This window comes from Enterobacter sp. EC_64 (assembly GCF_019584165.1).
Lineage (GTDB): Bacteria > Pseudomonadota > Gammaproteobacteria > Enterobacterales > Enterobacteriaceae > Enterobacter > Enterobacter roggenkampii.
Window position 1 is genome coordinate 180,941 of record NZ_VDAS01000004.1, and the last position, 16,109, is coordinate 197,049.

General features: G+C 55.7%; 12 protein-coding genes and 1 tRNA gene. 10 read left to right on the top strand and 3 right to left on the bottom strand.

The features are described from left to right. Nucleotides 1-51: 51 nt before the first annotated feature. From fimZ to FHC52_RS05015, 3 genes are all read right to left on the bottom strand, one after another. Nucleotides 52-684 (bottom strand): fimbria biosynthesis transcriptional regulator FimZ, encoded by a 633-nt coding sequence (fimZ, locus tag FHC52_RS05005; RefSeq protein WP_220419939.1) that lies wholly within the window; start codon nt 682-684, stop codon nt 52-54. Nucleotides 685-1,484: 800 nt separating this feature from the next. Continuing rightward, nucleotides 1,485-2,213 carry a response regulator transcription factor gene (locus FHC52_RS05010; RefSeq protein ID WP_008499340.1) on the bottom strand — a complete coding sequence of 243 codons (729 nt, stop codon included), beginning with the start codon at nt 2,211-2,213 and terminating at the stop codon, nt 1,485-1,487. Nucleotides 2,214-2,237: 24 nt separating this feature from the next. After that, nucleotides 2,238-2,936 carry an EAL domain-containing protein gene (locus tag FHC52_RS05015; protein WP_008499341.1) on the bottom strand — a complete coding sequence of 233 codons (699 nt, stop codon included), beginning with the start codon at nt 2,934-2,936 and terminating at the stop codon, nt 2,238-2,240. 278 nt (nt 2,937-3,214) lie between these two features. Here FHC52_RS05015 and FHC52_RS05020 point away from each other — a divergent pair. From FHC52_RS05020 to FHC52_RS05065, 10 genes are all read left to right on the top strand, one after another. Further along, nucleotides 3,215-3,291, top strand: a tRNA-Arg gene (locus FHC52_RS05020). Nucleotides 3,292-3,393: 102 nt separating this feature from the next. After that, entirely contained in the window at nt 3,394-4,224 is an 831-nt protein-coding gene (locus FHC52_RS05025) for a CPBP family intramembrane glutamic endopeptidase (protein WP_032656056.1), read from the top strand. 358 nt (nt 4,225-4,582) lie between these two features. Beyond that, the gene (locus tag FHC52_RS05030) at nt 4,583-5,599 is read left to right on the top strand and encodes an iron ABC transporter substrate-binding protein (protein ID WP_126288588.1); all 1,017 of its coding nucleotides are present in this window, start codon (nt 4,583-4,585) and stop codon (nt 5,597-5,599) included. 24 nt (nt 5,600-5,623) lie between these two features. Continuing rightward, a complete protein-coding gene (locus FHC52_RS05035) occupies nt 5,624-7,198 on the top strand; it encodes an iron ABC transporter permease (RefSeq protein WP_063436268.1) in 1,575 nt (524 codons plus the stop codon). Between the two features lies 1 nt (nt 7,199). Beyond that, nucleotides 7,200-8,231: an ABC transporter ATP-binding protein gene (locus FHC52_RS05040; protein WP_023343527.1), complete on the top strand. Its 1,032-nt coding sequence runs from the start codon at nt 7,200-7,202 to the stop codon at nt 8,229-8,231. 149 nt (nt 8,232-8,380) lie between these two features. Then, on the top strand, nt 8,381-8,656 hold the full coding sequence (yahO, locus tag FHC52_RS05045) for a DUF1471 family periplasmic protein YahO (RefSeq protein WP_021241596.1): 276 nt from the start codon (nt 8,381-8,383) through the stop codon (nt 8,654-8,656). A 185-nt stretch (nt 8,657-8,841) separates the two neighbouring features. Further along, nucleotides 8,842-11,025 carry a TonB-dependent siderophore receptor gene (locus FHC52_RS05050; protein WP_126288586.1) on the top strand — a complete coding sequence of 728 codons (2,184 nt, stop codon included), beginning with the start codon at nt 8,842-8,844 and terminating at the stop codon, nt 11,023-11,025. 126 nt (nt 11,026-11,151) lie between these two features. Then, nucleotides 11,152-13,125 (top strand): PhoX family phosphatase, encoded by a 1,974-nt coding sequence (locus tag FHC52_RS05055; RefSeq protein WP_128299248.1) that lies wholly within the window; start codon nt 11,152-11,154, stop codon nt 13,123-13,125. Between the two features lie 103 nt (nt 13,126-13,228). Next, nucleotides 13,229-14,617 carry a phenylalanine transporter gene (pheP, locus tag FHC52_RS05060; protein WP_220419940.1) on the top strand — a complete coding sequence of 463 codons (1,389 nt, stop codon included), beginning with the start codon at nt 13,229-13,231 and terminating at the stop codon, nt 14,615-14,617. A 244-nt stretch (nt 14,618-14,861) separates the two neighbouring features. After that, nucleotides 14,862-16,097, top strand: a complete 1,236-nt coding sequence (locus FHC52_RS05065; protein WP_126288581.1) for an MFS transporter — start codon at nt 14,862-14,864, stop codon at nt 16,095-16,097. Nucleotides 16,098-16,109: the final 12 nt, after the last annotated feature.

Consider the following 16,109-nt stretch of genomic DNA (forward strand, 5'->3'; position numbering starts at 1 on the left):
CACTGACCGCACTCCCTGCAGCTCAGATAAGCTGCAGGGAGTGAATTCAGGTTAAAGCAGCTCGTGCGCTTTGGCGTAATCAATTAATTCCACGATGCTTTGCACGCCCAGCTTGGAATAAATATTGGATTTATGCGCGCTAATGGTTTTGTTGCTTAATAGTAGCTGTTCAGCAATTTCCTTATTGGATAATCCATTCGCCAGATAGCGTAATACCGTGACCTCGCGATTTGATAATGGCATATCGACTGCCATCCCTTTCCCTGAGCCCAAATGGTTTATAAAGTTCAGCGTTTCCGATGGGAAAAAGGAATAGCCCATCAGGATCATTTCTACGGCGTTGTAGATCTCACCCAAGTCTTTTCGTTTACTGACGAAGCCATTTGCCCCGGCGCGAATGGCGCGACCCGCGTAAAATAACTCTGATTTAGATGAGAGGAGCAGAACCTTAATATCTTTGTTTAAGTTTCTGATTCTCTTAAGTAAAGCGAAAGCATCCGTGCCCGTGAGTTCAATGTCAAGGATCACCAGATCGATAGGGTGATTACGGATACAGTCAAGGACTTCATGGCTATCGCCAGACTTGAGCTTGACTGTGATATTCTTATTTTTCTGTAGCAGGACTTCTATCGACATTCTGACGATAGGATGTTCGTCCATAATGATAACGGATGCCGGTTTCATTTTTAATGCCTCAGATTGTTAAAAGCGTTATGCAGAGTTTGGTAAAACTCTCGAAATGCCGGAAGGATATAATGTGCAGATCCCTATACCGTAGTATTTCCCTGGAAAGAGCGAAAGCATCCTTGTTTACGTAATGAAAAGAACTATGCCTCAGCGCGGTCATCTCATTTGGCTGGTGTTGGCAAAAAGGTTTTTCTTATTCAGATTTGGTACGCTTCTTATTATACAGGGTAAGTTTTTTCCGAAAACCCTGTAAATTAGTCACAGGATATTGGTTTGTATTATCTTCTGGATCTGAATCGCTATTTTTTTAAATTTAGCGGAAATATCCTGTTATCCCATTTACCGCATATTTTCATCTTTATGTAATAACAAAAAATAACAGATATCTCTGTATGTTGATCAATTGTTAACAAAAATACGCATCATTTTGGGGGACTCGCCCGGTCTGATGAGGTGAACAATTGCCCTCGCAGGCCGTCAGACCTTCATCTGAAAGCGTGAAGGTTGACCTTCAGCTCCGCAACTCCTGCACAGGAGAACATGCTATCTGCTTCGCTTTTCCCTCCAGGGCGCAGTCGCTAAGCTGCTTGTTTTTACATCATTATCATCTTGTTAACGCTGTCTGCATTCACTTAACGGATGGAGGAAAGTGCTGCCGTTCGTTCAATTTGTGGCATTTCACAAGGTTCTCGCCCATAAATTAGGAATAGTTATAATTTCGACTTTATTGTTAAAAATTAACATTTTTGAAACACGAATGGTAAGTAAATTCTTAAAGCGCTTTAGGAAATAAGGGGTTAGGACGTCAGTGAAAACGTGCAGTCTGAGAGGTTATTAAGAAGATGCAACAATTCCTGTCGATGACTCAGTCCCAGCTTCACCAGGATGCAGCTAAGACGATAGATAATGCGGCTATAGGGACGATTCTGCATAAGGGCAATCTGACGTAACGTCTTGCCCCGGGAAAGTTCCTGCAGGATCGGCCATTCATTGCGGTTGAACCAGTCTTTGTCGGAGCCCTGTGGCGGGCGGGCATCCAGCAGGCTGTGCTGGAGTGCCGCGGCGTTCAGCTGGCGCTCAAGCACATGAAAGGGACCTGCCGCTTTGCAGAAAAGGCGGGTGTCGTAATTATCGGCCCGGACTAACAGCCAGGGCGTCAGGAACGGAGGAAACAGGCTATGCCTTCTCAACTGATCCAGTTTCTCCAGAAGCCCCGTTGACCGGCTTTCAATATCCACGACCAGACGGGCGGAGGGCCATTGCGTCTGTGCGACAAGGGCGTCGTCCAGCGTGGCGTAATCGCAGCAGCTGCTCAGGGGAAACTGCCCGTTGAGAAAACCGGTGCGCAGGAAATGATCCTCCGTCACCAGGAGAATAAAAGGGGCGTCTGTTTTGCGGGGCTGGCTGATGGACTGGCTCAAAAATTCGAGCCGGTCGAAAAAGGGGGGAGCAAAAGGTGAGCGCGTAAATCCCAGTGCATCACTTCCTGTACGCCGCCGCCGGTAACGGCGCACTGTCATTCGCATGGTCTCCCTCCTGGAAATGGCGTTTTAATCCTCCGGCCATGTCCAGGACGGCCAGTAATATCCCTGGCCGAAGTCTGCGCCTGCCTGCAGTGCCCAGGTACGATCGCGTTCAGTCTCAATACCTTCGATAAGCACTTTCCCGGCAAGCTGAAAGCAAAGGGAAACCAGTTGCCTCAGCGCAGGGGTGTCGCGTAAACGCCAGAATGCTTCCTTATCTATTTTGATGCCGCTTAACGGAAGTCGACAGGATAAAAACGACTGCACTAAGACATCATCAATGTCATCCAGCCAGATAGCGTGCCCCTGTCTGCTCAGCTGCTGCAGATTCTGAACCACGCGCTGCTTCTGCGCGACGGACAGCGCCAAAAAAGCCGCAAGGTCGACAAGCTCAATATTGAGCGGCACGCAGGGGAGTCTGATGAGCCGCTGGAAGGACGCAGGCTCTGTCAGGACGGTTATCGGCAGATTAATAAAAAGGTTATGACCGTGCGGCGTATTTTTTAACGCAGCAAGCTGCGCCTCAAGCAGCGTTAGCGACCAGCCAGCGGACCGATCGCAAAAAAAATCCTCACTGTGCCGCGTATCGGCCAGGACGCTAAGGACCTCGACGCCAACCTGACGCAAAGAGGCGAGGGCGACGATAGGCTCAAGCTTAATGCCGACGATGTCCTGAGAGAGGTACTGTAACCGGGGGGGCGTATCGATCAGGTTTTGCGCTGTCACTCCATTGTCCTGTTGTCTGTCAGCCTCCAGGCGGCCGGGATACCTGGCTCTAGTGTGACGAGCTGACGTTCAGGAAAACAGCAGGCGTTACTTAAATGCAACTAAGCCTTTTCGCAGCGCTAAATTTTACGGTAAAACAGGGAGGAATGTTGAGAAAATAGCCGTATTTACAATCGGCTAGCGGTAATTGGCCCTGAAAACGGAAAAGGCATTGACTCACCTGCCATTGACCGTATAATTCTTCGCGTTTCACCGCCGCGAAGTACACGCTTCTCAGTGCGCCCTTAGCTCAGTTGGATAGAGCAACGGCCTTCTAAGCCGTAGGTCGTAGGTTCGAATCCTACAGGGCGTGCCATTTCATTTCATAGAGTTACGCCTCACTCACATCCTCCTGATTTCCGTTGTGGGACATATTTGGGACATCGACCCTAAAATTTATCGGTCATGAAGGACATTTATGTGGTATCTACTCGCAATTTCGCTTGCCGCACTTTCCCTTAATAAAAGCCTGGCTTACCTGCTGCTGGGATTAACGGCATTTCTCGGCTGGAAACAGAGCATTCTTGACGCCCCGGCGCTGCTGGTTATTGCGTCAATCGTTATTGGCTGGTCTGTTGTTGAATGGCTACGTAATAAGGATGATAAATACACTTATCTGATTGAAGGCCTGTGCGTGGTCATCGCCGTTGCCCTGGTTATGCATGTGCTCCCGGGCTTCCATAATCCCAAAGTGCTGGATGCTGTCGTCGTTGGTCCGCAAAGCATACCGTTCAGTATGTACTTTAATATGGACAAGGCGGTGGTACCGTTCTTTTTAATTACGTGCATGCCAACGCTATTCGTAGCAAAACCCCTCTATAAAATTGGCAAGCTCGGTTGGGTAATATTGGTACTTGCGGTACCCGCGCTGTTACTTCTGGCTGTGGCGTTGGGCGGGCTGAGAATTGAGCCACATGCGCCAGAATGGTTCGCGCAATTTGCCCTTGCGAATATTTTCTTCGTCTCTTTGGCCGAGGAAGCCCTGTTCAGAGGCTACCTGCAGCAGCGCTTGTCCCGGATCGTTCATCCTGTTGTCGCGTTGTTGATGGCCTCAGTCCTCTTTGGGCTGATGCATTATAGCGGCGGTTTACTGCTGATTATTTTTGCCAGCCTCTCCGGCATTATTTACGGCCTGGCGTGGATGTGGAGCGGCAGGCTCTGGGTTGCAACGTTATTCCATTTTGGGCTGAACTGCGTGCATTTATTGTTCTTCACCTATCCTGTGTATGCCCCTCATGCGGCTATGTGAGGCTTTTTAAATGAGTAGCCAAATAAATTTAGCTACCTCCGGATAAGCATAAAAAGCCCCCGCACTATCGGGGCTTTTTTATATCTGCCGGGCGCGCGAATAACAGATTTACCTTCGCGCCATAATGAATAGAAGGCTAATGAAATTCGTTGTTGGCAGGCTTAAGGTTTTCTTAATCTAGAAATTATCTCGCATTAAAATTTGGATTTTTATCATTACAAAATCGGCTAAAAAGAAATTTTACACTTTTACGCGTAAACTGGATTGATACTAATTATCATTAGCGTTGTTGTATGTTTTAATCCTGTCCCACAAAGCTATGAGTGGTTACTCCCGTTGGTCTATTAAGGATATGTTCATGAATTCTCGCCTGCTGTCCTGCTTCTCGCTTGCCTTGTTGTCCTCATCCCTTTTCCTTTCCACACAGTCGGTTGCCGCCGATAACAACGAAGGTATCGTTATTTATAACGCGCAGCATGAAAACCTGGTGAAGTCGTGGGTTGACGGTTTTACCAAAGAAACCGGGATTAAAGTCACTTTGCGTAATGGTGATGACAGCGAGCTGGGTAACCAGCTGGTGCAGGAAGGCAGCGCATCGCCGGCAGACGTATTCCTGACGGAAAACTCGCCGTCCATGGTGCTGGTGGATAACGCCAACCTGTTCGCACCGCTGGATGCCGACACCCTGAAGCAGGTACCGGCAGAGTATCGTCCGGCGCATGGCCGCTGGATCGGCATTGCTGCCCGCAGCACGGTGTTCGTCTATAACCCGGCGAAACTGAGCGAACAGCAGCTGCCTAAATCGCTGATGGATCTGGCGAAACCCGAGTGGAAAGGCCGCTGGGCGGCATCACCGTCAGGCGCGGATTTCCAGGCTATCGTGAGCGCGATGCTGGCCCTGAAGGGCGAGAAGGCCACCCTGGAATGGCTCAAGGCGATGAAAGCCAACTTCGTGGCCTATAAAGGCAACAGCACGGTGATGAAAGCGGTCAATGCGGGTCAGATTGATGGCGGGGTGATTTACCACTACTACCGCTTTGTCGATCAGTCCAAAACCGGTGAAAACAGCAAAAACACCCAGCTCTACTACTTTAAGCACCAGGACCCGGGCGCGTTTGTGAGCCTCTCCGGCGGTGGCGTGCTGGCGTCCAGCAAGCACAAAGCGCAGGCGCAGGCCTTCATCAAATACATTACCGGCAAAGAAGGTCAGGAAAGCCTGCGTACCAACAACGCCTTTGAATACGCCGTGGGCGTGAACGCGGCCTCAAACCCGAAACTGGTCCCGCTGAAAGATCTTGATGCACCGAAAGTTGAACCTTCAACGCTCAACAGTAGAAAAGTTATCGAGCTGATGACGCAAGCCGGCCTGCTGTGATCCTGAGAGTGAAGTGAAGGTCTTATGTCTGGTCTAAGTCTCGACATCGGAAAAAACAGAGTGCAGGAGCCTGCCCGCAGGCGTCCTGCACTGCCGATGGTTGCGTTAGCTGTCTTGTTTTCATTACTGGCGCTTCTGCCTTTGGGTTTTATCATTGCCATTGGCATTGAGACGGGCTGGGAAACCATTAAGGCGCTGGTGTTTCGCCCGCGTGTGGCTGAGCTGCTCAGCAACACGCTGTGGCTGACGGCCCTGGCGGTTCCGCTGTGTATCGTGACGGGCGTGGCGATTGCCTGGCTCACAGAGCGCACGCAGCTTGCCGGACGGGGCATTTGGTCCGCGCTGGCGGTCGCCCCGCTGGCCATTCCCGCGTTTGTGCAAAGCTATGCCTGGGTGAGCGTGGTTCCGTCGATGCACGGGCTCTCCGCGGGCGTGTTTCTCTCCGTGCTTGCCTACTATCCCTTTATCTACATGCCGGTTGCGGCGGTGCTTCGCCGCCTTGACCCGACGCTCGAAGATGTCGCCGCGTCGCTCGGCACCCCGCCGTGGAAGGTCTTTTTCCGCGTGGTGCTACCCCAGCTCAAGCTGGCTATCTGCGGCGGCGCGCTGCTGGTGGCGCTGCACCTGCTGGCGGAATATGGTCTGTACGTGATGATCCGCTTTGATACCTTCACCACGGCCATTTATGACCAGTTTCAGTCTACCTTCAGCGGCCCGGCAGCAAACATGCTGGCGGGCGTGCTGGCTTTGTGCTGCCTCGCTATCCTGGTGCTGGAAGGCGTGACGCGTGGAAAAGCACGCTACGCGCGCATTGGCGCCGGGGCTGCGCGCGAGCAGAAACGCTGGCCGCTGAAGCCTGCGGCTGCCGCGCTGGGGCAGCTGTTTTTCATGGCGCTGATCGTCCTGGCGCTGGGCGTGCCGTTAGCTGTTCTGTGTCGCTGGATTTGGCTCGGTGGGGTGGAAAACTGGATGAGCGCCGATCTCTGGCACTCGCTGCGCCAGACGCTGATGCTCGGCGTGGGCGGCGCGCTGCTGACGACGACGTGCGTGATCCCCATTGCGTGGCTCGGTATCCGCTACCCGCACCGTATCTTCCGGATGCTGGAAGGGTGCATCTATATCACCAGTTCGCTGCCGGGCATTGTCACGGCGCTGGCGCTGGTCACCGTCACCATTCATTACGCACGTCCCATATACCAGACGGAAATTACCCTGTTCCTTGCCTATCTGCTGATGTTTATGCCCCGTGCGCTCATCAACCTGCGGGCGGGAATTGCGCAGGCGCCGGTTGAGCTGGAAAACGTGGCGCGCAGCCTTGGCAGCACGCCCGCGAAGGCGCTCTGGAGCGTCACGATGCGGCTGGCCGCGCCGGGGGCGGCGGCGGGGGCCGCGCTGGTGTTCCTCGGCGTCAGCAACGAGTTGACTGCCACGCTGTTACTCTCTCCCCTGGGCACGCGCACGCTCTCTACCGGATTCTGGGCGCTGACCAGCGAAATTGACTATGTCGCCGCCGCGCCTTACGCGATGCTGATGATCCTGATTTCCCTCCCGCTGACCGCCATTCTCTATATGCAGTCGAAGAAAATTGCAGGGCTATGACATGCTTGAATTAACCGCCATTTCTAAATCGTTTGCTGATGTGCAGGTGCTCGACAGCTTAAACCTGAGCGTTGCGCCGGGGAGCAGAACGGCCATTGTCGGGCCGTCGGGGTCAGGGAAAACCACGCTGCTGCGTATTCTTGCCGGGTTTGAGACGCCCGACACTGGACGTATTGTCATGCAGGGGAGGACGCTGTTTGATGAAAACCGTTTTGTCCCTGCCCACCAGCGCGGGATCGGCTTTGTGCCGCAGGAGGGCGCACTGTTCCCCCACCTCAACGTGGCAGATAACATTGCCTGGGGGCTGGACGGGACCCGCCACGAGAAGCGCCAGCGCGTTGAGGCGCTGATGGAGATGGTCTCGCTGGACAGGCAGCTCGCCACGCACTGGCCCCACGAGATTTCCGGCGGACAGCAGCAGCGCGTGGCGCTTGCTCGTGCGCTGGCCCAGCGTCCTTCACTGATGCTGCTGGATGAGCCGTTCTCGGCGCTGGATACCGGCCTGCGCGCGATGACGCGTAAGGCAACGGCCGATCTGCTGGCCGAAGCGGGCGTGGCCTCGATTCTGGTCACCCACGACCAGAACGAAGCATTGTCTTTTGCCACGCAGGTTGCCGTCATGCGTTCCGGACGTTTCACGCAGGTCGGGACGCCTTATGAGGTTTATACCCGTCCCGTTGACGAAGAGACGGCGCTGTTTCTTGGTGATGCGCTGATCCTGCCTGCGCAGCTCACCGCGGGCTACGCCCTCTGCGCGCTGGGTAAGGTGCCCACAGACAACCCGCTGGCGACAGGGCAGGGCAGAGTGATGCTGCGCCCGGAGCAGCTGAGCGTGACGGCATGCGCCTCACATGAAAGCCCGATCTCCATTCTTGATGTGGATTTTACCGGTCACCTGTCGACGCTCACCCTTGGGCTTACCGGACAGCCGCAGCCCGTCACCCTCAAGACCGTCAGCCAGCCTGGATGGAACCCGGGCACGGCGGTTCGCATTGATATTGCTGGCACCGCGCGTGTATTCGACTATTCTTAATATTCATTAATAATTTCATGCAATGGGTTGTTATAAAAGAATTTTCCAGAATATATGGCATTTCCTGAGATTCTCTACCATGCTCATAAAACCTCACCATCATGCGTGAGGTTTTTCGTAGTTGCTGCCTAATCTCAAGGAAAAAGGTTATGAAAAAGACGACTGCTATTTTGTTGGGAACGGCGTTACTGTTTACGACCAATGCTTTTGCTGCCCAACTGCTGACTAAAAATGAGTTCAAGAAAGTCGAGTCTCAGTATCAAAAAATCGGTACGGTAAGCACCTCAAATGAAGTATCGGTTGATGATGCAAAAAAAGAACTGATTGAGAAAGCCGATAAGCAAGGCGCGGATGTTCTGGTGCTCACCTCAGGTAACACCAACAATAAAATTCACGGTACGGCTAATATCTACAAGAAAAAATAACGTTACTGCAGCCACCCCATTTTGGGGTGGTTGTTCCTCATCCTGTCTCCCCACCTCTTCCTGTTGTTCGCGGTTACGCTTGCTAACGCACGGATAATGCGTATAGTTCTCATTTGCATTGCTATCAATACATTCTAAGGCCTGACAACGGGCTATTTTTGCGCGCACTTTCAAATGAGTTAACGATGAACAACACCAGAATACACAAAACGCTGCTGGCGCTCGCCGTTGGCGCGGTAACGCATTCCGCCTTCGCGGCGGACGATCAAAAAGAAGATACCCTCGTTGTGCACTCTGCACCGGTCAACGATTTCAAACCCGGTGGCGACCAGCTGGTACCGGCCTTCCTTGACGGACGGGTGGCGAACGGTGGGCGTATGGGGATGCTCGGTCAGCAGAACGCCATGGACGTGCCGTTCAACATCATCAGCTACACCTCGAAGCTGGTGGAAGATCAGCAGGCGAAAACCATTGCTGATGTGATCGCCAACGACGCGGGCGTACAGTTCGTTCAGGGGTACGGCAACAGCGCGGAGACCTACCGCATCCGTGGCCTGAAGTTCGACGGTGACGACATGACCTTTGGCGGTCTGTCCGGCGTGCTGCCGCGTCAGGTGGTGGATACGCAGATGGTTGAGCGCATTGAGATCTTCAAAGGGGCAAACGCCCTGATGAACGGCGCGGCGAGCTCGGGCGTGGGCGGGATGATCAACCTTGAGCCAAAACACGCGGGCGAACTCCCGCAGGCGAAAGTGGGCGTCGACTACACCTCGGACTCCCAGATTGGCACCACGCTGGATGCGGGCCGTCGCTACGGCGACAGCGACCAGTTTGGCGCGCGGGTGAACCTGGTCCACCGCGAAGGGGAAACCGGCATACCGAACGACCGCCGCCGCACCACGCTGCTCTCCACCGGTCTGGATTACAAAGGCGACCGTTTCCGCACCTCGCTGGATCTGGGTTATCAGAAGAAAACCTTCCACGGCAGCCCGACCAGCGTCAATATTTCGGCGGTGGATTTCGTGCCCGAGCCGCCGAAAAACGATCGTAACTTCTCGCAGAAGTGGGCCTACAGCGATATCGAAAACGAGTTCGGGATGTGGCGCAGCGAGTACGACATTACCGATAACTGGACGGCCTATACCGGGCTTGGCGCGCAGCACGCGCATGAAGAAGGGATCTACAGCGCGCCGAAGCTGGTGGACAAGAGCGGCAAGGCGACGGTCAGCCGTCTGGATACCAACCGCATCAGCGATTCCGTCAGCGGCATGGCGGGCATTCGCGGTAACTTCACTACCGGCTTCGTCTCACACAAGGTGAACGTCGGGTACTCCGCGATGACTAAAAACGAAAAAATCGCGTGGAAAATGTCGGCGGCGAAGGATAACCCGACCACCAACATCTACCACAACACCGGCGTCGATATGCCGGACAGCACTAACTTCAACGGCTCCGGCGGCAAATACAGCGATCCGCTGACCAGCGGGCGCACCCGCACCCAGGGCTGGCTGTTGAGCGATACCCTGGGCGTGCTGGACGACAAACTGCTGTTCACCGCTGGCGCGCGCCATCAGAAAGTGGTCGTTCGCGGGTATAACAAAATTACTGGCGCAGAGAACGACGCGGACGGTTTCGACGGCAGCCGCTGGATGCCAACCTACGGCGTGGTTTACAAACCGTGGGAAGAAATTTCCCTTTACGCCAACCACACCGAAGCGCTGCAGCCGGGCAAAACCGCACCTAATACCGCGACCAACTACGGCCAGAGCACCGGTATCGTTCACTCTAAGCAGAACGAAGTGGGCGTGAAGGCGGACTTTGGCCGCGTGGGCGGATCGCTTGCGCTGTTTGAGATCAAGATGCCGTCGGCGATCCTCGACAGCAACAATCACTATGGCCTGGATGCCGAGCAGCGTAACCGCGGCGTGGAGCTAAACGTCTTCGGCGAGCCGATGCTCGGGATGCGCCTCAACGCCAGCGCCACCTGGCTGCAGGCGGAGCTGACCAAAACCAAAAACGGCGTAAATCAGGGCAACGATGCCATTGGTGTCCCGAACTTCTACGCCGTGCTGGGGGCAGAGTATGACATCAAGCCGATTGATGGCCTGACGGCGACCGCCCGCGTCAACCACTCTGGCGCGCAGTACGCCGATCTTGCCAACACCAAAAAGATCGACAGCTACACCACGCTGGATCTGGGGATGCGCTATCGCTTCGCGGTGAACCACAATGCAAACCAGATGACGGTGCGCGCGGGCATCGACAACGTGACCAATGAAAACTACTGGGCCAGCGTGGACGATGCCGGCACCTACATCACGCAGGGCGAGCCGCGTACCTTTAAGGTCTCGGTTGGCTACGAGTTCTAAGCGTTCCACCTCGTTATCCGGGGCAGGGACGCCCCACACCTCCGCCGTTGTGTTATAAAATTGTAATAAAAGCTTCTTAGACTGGTCGCCGACTCCTTACCTCTTGGCCAATGACAGGAAGCCGCTATGGGCAGACCCCTCAAATCCGTTTTTAAAAAAGAACATCGCGACGACATCGCTAACCGCAGCGCGAACCCGGTATTCTCCGAGGTTGCAGAGGTGTTCCTCTCCCGCCGTCGTTTTCTCCAGATGGGCGCCGTGGCGGGCGCTGCCGTTTCATTCCCCTTTCTGATCAAACCCGAAAATGCGATTGCCGCGGTATCAAAGCCTTCTGCACTGGCAAAAGCGGTTTCCCTGGGCTTTACCAGCATCGACGTCTCCACGGAAGATACGGTGAGGGTGCCGGAAGGCTATATCGCCCGCCCGTTCTATCGCTGGGGTGACCCGACGGGGATCAAAAACAACATGCCGGCCTTTAAGCCGGATGCCAGCAACACCGCGGACGAACAGGCTGCGCAGGCGGGCATGCATCATGACGGCATGGCGTGGTTTAGCCTGCCGCAGGGGGAGCAAAACCCGGAGCATGGCCTGCTGGCAATGAACCATGAATACATCGACAACGGGATGCTGTTTACCGACGGTACGGCGAACTGGAACCTCGACAAGGCCCGCAAGGGGCAGAACGCGATGGGCGTGTCGGTGGTGGAAGTGAAAAAATCGGGCAGCGACTGGCAGGTGGTTCGCCCGTCTTCGTATGCCCGCCGCATTACCGTCAATACGCCGATGCAGCTTACCGGCCCGGCGCGGCATCAGGACTTAATGAAAACCGCCGCCGACCCGCAGGGGGAGCGCGTGCTGGGCACCATGCAGAACTGCGCCAACGGCCACACGCCGTGGGGCACCTATCTCACCTGCGAGGAAAACTGGTCGGATATTTTTGTCAAAAAAAGCGATCTCAACCCGCTGGAAAAACGCTACGGGATCAGCGACAGCGATGAATCCTACCGCTGGAACGAGGTGGACGAGCGGTTCAGCGTTGATAAAACCCCTAACGAACCTAACCGCTTCGGCTGGGTCGTGGAGATCGATCCCTACAACCCGACCTCCACGCCGCGCAAGCACACCGCCCTGGGCCGCTTCAAGCATGAGGGGGCGGCCGTCACGCTTGCCGCCGATAACCGCGTGGTGGTCTATATGGGGGACGACCAGAAGTTCGAGTACATCTATAAGTTTGTCTCGGACAAAAAATACGATCCCGCTAACCGTGAAGCCAATATGCAGCTGCTGACGTCCGGCACGCTGTACGTTGCCCGCTTCAACGAAGACGGGAGCGGCGACTGGCTGCCGCTGATCTTCGGGCAAAAGGGTCTGGATAAGAGCAACGGGTTTGAAAACCAGGGCGATCTGCTGATTAAAACCCGCCTGGCGGCAGATGCGGTGGGGGCAACGAAGATGGATCGCCCCGAGTGGATAGCGGTCGACCCGCACGCCAGCGGCAGCGTCTACTGTACGCTCACCAACAACAGCGATCGCGGGAAGGAGGGTAAGGCACCGGTTGATGCCGCCAACCCGCGCGCTAATAACGTGTTTGGTCATATTATGCACTGGCACGAAGAGGGGGCCGATCCTGCTGCCGCTCGCTTTAAGTGGGATATTCTGGTGATGGGCGGGCGGACCGACAGCGACGATCCGAAGGCTAAAGGTTCCATGCAGGGGGCGGCCTTCGGCAGCCCCGATGGCCTGTCGTTCGATCATCAGGGCGTGCTGTGGATCCAGACCGACGTCTCTTCCAGCACCATCAATAAGAAAGCCTACGAGGGGATGGGCAATAACCAGATGGTGGCCACCATTCCGGGCACCAACGAGTACCGCCGTTTCCTGACCGGACCGCGCGGGTGTGAAATTACCGGGATTGCGTTTACGCCGGATAACCGGACGCTGTTCATCAACATTCAGCATCCGGGGGAGGGCGGGGATGATATCACCGACCCTGCTAACCCTCGCGCTGTTTCCAACTGGCCAGACGCGAACCCGAACGGACGCCCGCGTTCCTCAACGGTGGTCATCGTCAAAGCGGACGGCGGGATCATCGGCTCATAACCTTGCATCGCCGGGGGCATGCCGTGCCCCCGGCGTTAAACTTGCTACCGCCAGCATGAAGTGTTAAAACGTGCCCCTTCTAAAAAAGAGACAGGGGTAGGACGTGAAAGACGCGTCATCCGCTTCAGGCCATGGTAGCGCTGAAGCCTCGTCGGATCAGAATCCGACGCTGCAACGTGGTTTGCAAAATCGACATATTCAGTTAATTGCCCTTGGCGGCGCAATCGGTACCGGGCTCTTTCTCGGCATCGGCCCCGCTATTCAGATGGCCGGTCCGGCGGTGCTGCTGGGTTACGGTATCGCCGGGATTATCGCCTTCCTGATCATGCGCCAGCTTGGCGAGATGGTCGTTGAAGAGCCGGTGTCAGGCTCCTTCGCGCATTTTGCCTATAAATACTGGGGTCCGTTCGCAGGCTTCCTCTCCGGCTGGAACTACTGGGTGATGTTCGTGCTGGTCGGGATGGCGGAGCTGACCGCCGCAGGCATCTATATGCAGTACTGGCTGCCGGATGTCCCGACGTGGATCTGGGCGGCGGCCTTCTTCATCATCATTAACGCCGTTAACCTCGTCAACGTCCGCCTGTATGGCGAAACCGAGTTCTGGTTTGCGCTGATCAAGGTGCTGGCGATTATCGGCATGATCGGCTTCGGCCTGTGGCTGCTGTTCTCTGGTCACGGCGGCGAGCGCGCCACGATCGATAACCTCTGGCAGCACGGCGGCTTCCTGGCGACCGGCTGGAAAGGGCTGATCCTCTCGCTGGCAGTGATCATGTTCTCCTTCGGCGGGCTGGAGCTGATTGGCATCACCGCCGCGGAAGCGCATGACCCGCACAAAAGCATTCCGAAAGCGGTTAACCAGGTGGTGTACCGTATCCTGCTGTTCTACATCGGCTCGCTGGTGGTGCTGCTGGCGCTCTACCCGTGGGTAGAAGTGAAATCCGACAGCAGCCCGTTCGTGATGATTTTCCACGATCTGAACAGCAACGTGGTGGCTTCTGCGCTGAACTTCGTCATTCTGGTGGCGTCGCTGTCGGTCTATAACAGCGGCGTTTACTCCAACAGCCGCATGCTGTTTGGTCTCTCCGTGCAGGGTAACGCGCCGAAATTCCTCACCCGCGTCAGCCGTCGCGGCGTGCCGGTGAACTCGCTGTTCCTTTCCGGCGCGATTACGTCTCTGGTAGTGCTAATTAACTACCTGCTGCCGAAACAGGCCTTCGGCCTGCTGATGGCGCTGGTTGTCGCCACGCTGCTGCTGAACTGGATCATGATCTGCCTCGCGCACCTGCGATTCCGCGCCGCGATGCGCTGCAAGGGGCGCGAAACGCAGTTCAAGGCGCTGCTTTACCCGGCGGGGAACTACCTCTGTATCGCGTTCCTGGGGCTGATTCTGGTGCTGATGTGCACCATGGATGAGATGCGCCTCTCGGCGATGCTGCTGCCGGTGTGGGTGGTGTTCCTGTTTATCGCATTTAAGCTCTCACGTAAAAAGTAGCCCGTTTTTCTCCCTCTCCCTGTGGGAGAGGGCCGGAGTGAGGGCAACAGACCGCACCAAACCAGACCGCACCTGCCTTCACGCCCGGTGGCGCTGCGCTTACCGGGCCTACAAAACACTGCTTCATCTTTATCGTGACCCCCCTCCCAAATCTGTTTCGATCCACAGGATCTTTATTTTGTAATCGATTACTTTTTATTTGAATCATTTTGTAATCGATTACTTTTTCCGGGTGAGGCTTATTATGGTGTCAACTGAAAGTAGTGAAAAGACGATAGCGCAGCATCGGCTGCTGGTGCCGCGGCTGTCGCTGATGATGTTTCTGCAGTTTTTTATCTGGGGTAGCTGGTCGGTTACGCTCGGCCTGGTGATGACCCAGCACAACATGTCTCTGCTGATTGGCGATGCGTTCTCCGCCGGGCCTATCGCCTCCATTCTCTCGCCGTTCGTGCTCGGCATGCTGGTGGACCGCTTCTTCGCCTCGCAGAAGGTGATGGCGGTGATGCACCTGGCGGGCGCGGCGATCCTCTGGTTCGTGCCGGGGGCGCTGATTGCCGAGAACGGCGCGCTGCTGATTGGCCTGCTGTTTGGCTACATGCTCTGCTACATGCCGACGCTGGCGCTGACCAACAATATCGCGTTTCACAGCCTGGCAAACGTGGATAAAACCTTCCCGGTGGTGCGCGTGTTCGGCACCATCGGCTGGATCGCGGCGGGCATTTTCATCGGCGTCACCGGCGTGGCGTCCAGCGTTACCATCTTTCAGGTGGCGGCGGCCAGCTCCGTGCTGCTGGCGCTTTACAGCCTGACGCTGCCGCACACGCCTGCTCCGGCGAAAGGCCTGCCGGTGAAGGTACGCGATCTTTTCTGCGCGGATGCCTTTGCGCTGCTCAAAACCCGCCACTTTTTCGTCTTCTCCGTCTGCGCGATGCTGATCTCCGTCCCGCTCGGCACCTATTACGCCTACACCGCCTCGTATCTGGCGGATGCGGGAATTGCCGACGTCAGCACCGCCATGTCCTTCGGGCAGATGTCCGAGATCGTCTTCATGCTGGTTATTCCGCTGCTGTTCCGCCGTCTGGGCGTGAAGGTCATGCTGCTGATCGGCATGCTGGCGTGGTTTGTGCGTTACGCCATGTTCGCACTGGGCGTCAGCGAGGAGGGGCGCATTCTGCTGTATCTCGGCATCCTGCTGCACGGCGTCTGCTACGATTTCTTCTTTGTCGTCGGCTTTATCTACACCGACCGCGTGGCGGGCGAAAAGGTGAAAGGCCAGGCCCAGAGCATGATCGTGATGTTCACCTACGGCATCGGCATGCTGCTCGGCTCGCAGATTTCCGGCGCGCTCTATAACCGCCTGGTGGCAGGGCAGACCGTGCCGCAGGCGTGGGTGACATTCTGGTGGATCCCGGCGGTAGCGGCCGCGGCGATCGCGCTGATTTTCCTTCTCACGTTTAAGTATGACGATGACAAGGCGTAACGTTCAGGAGGT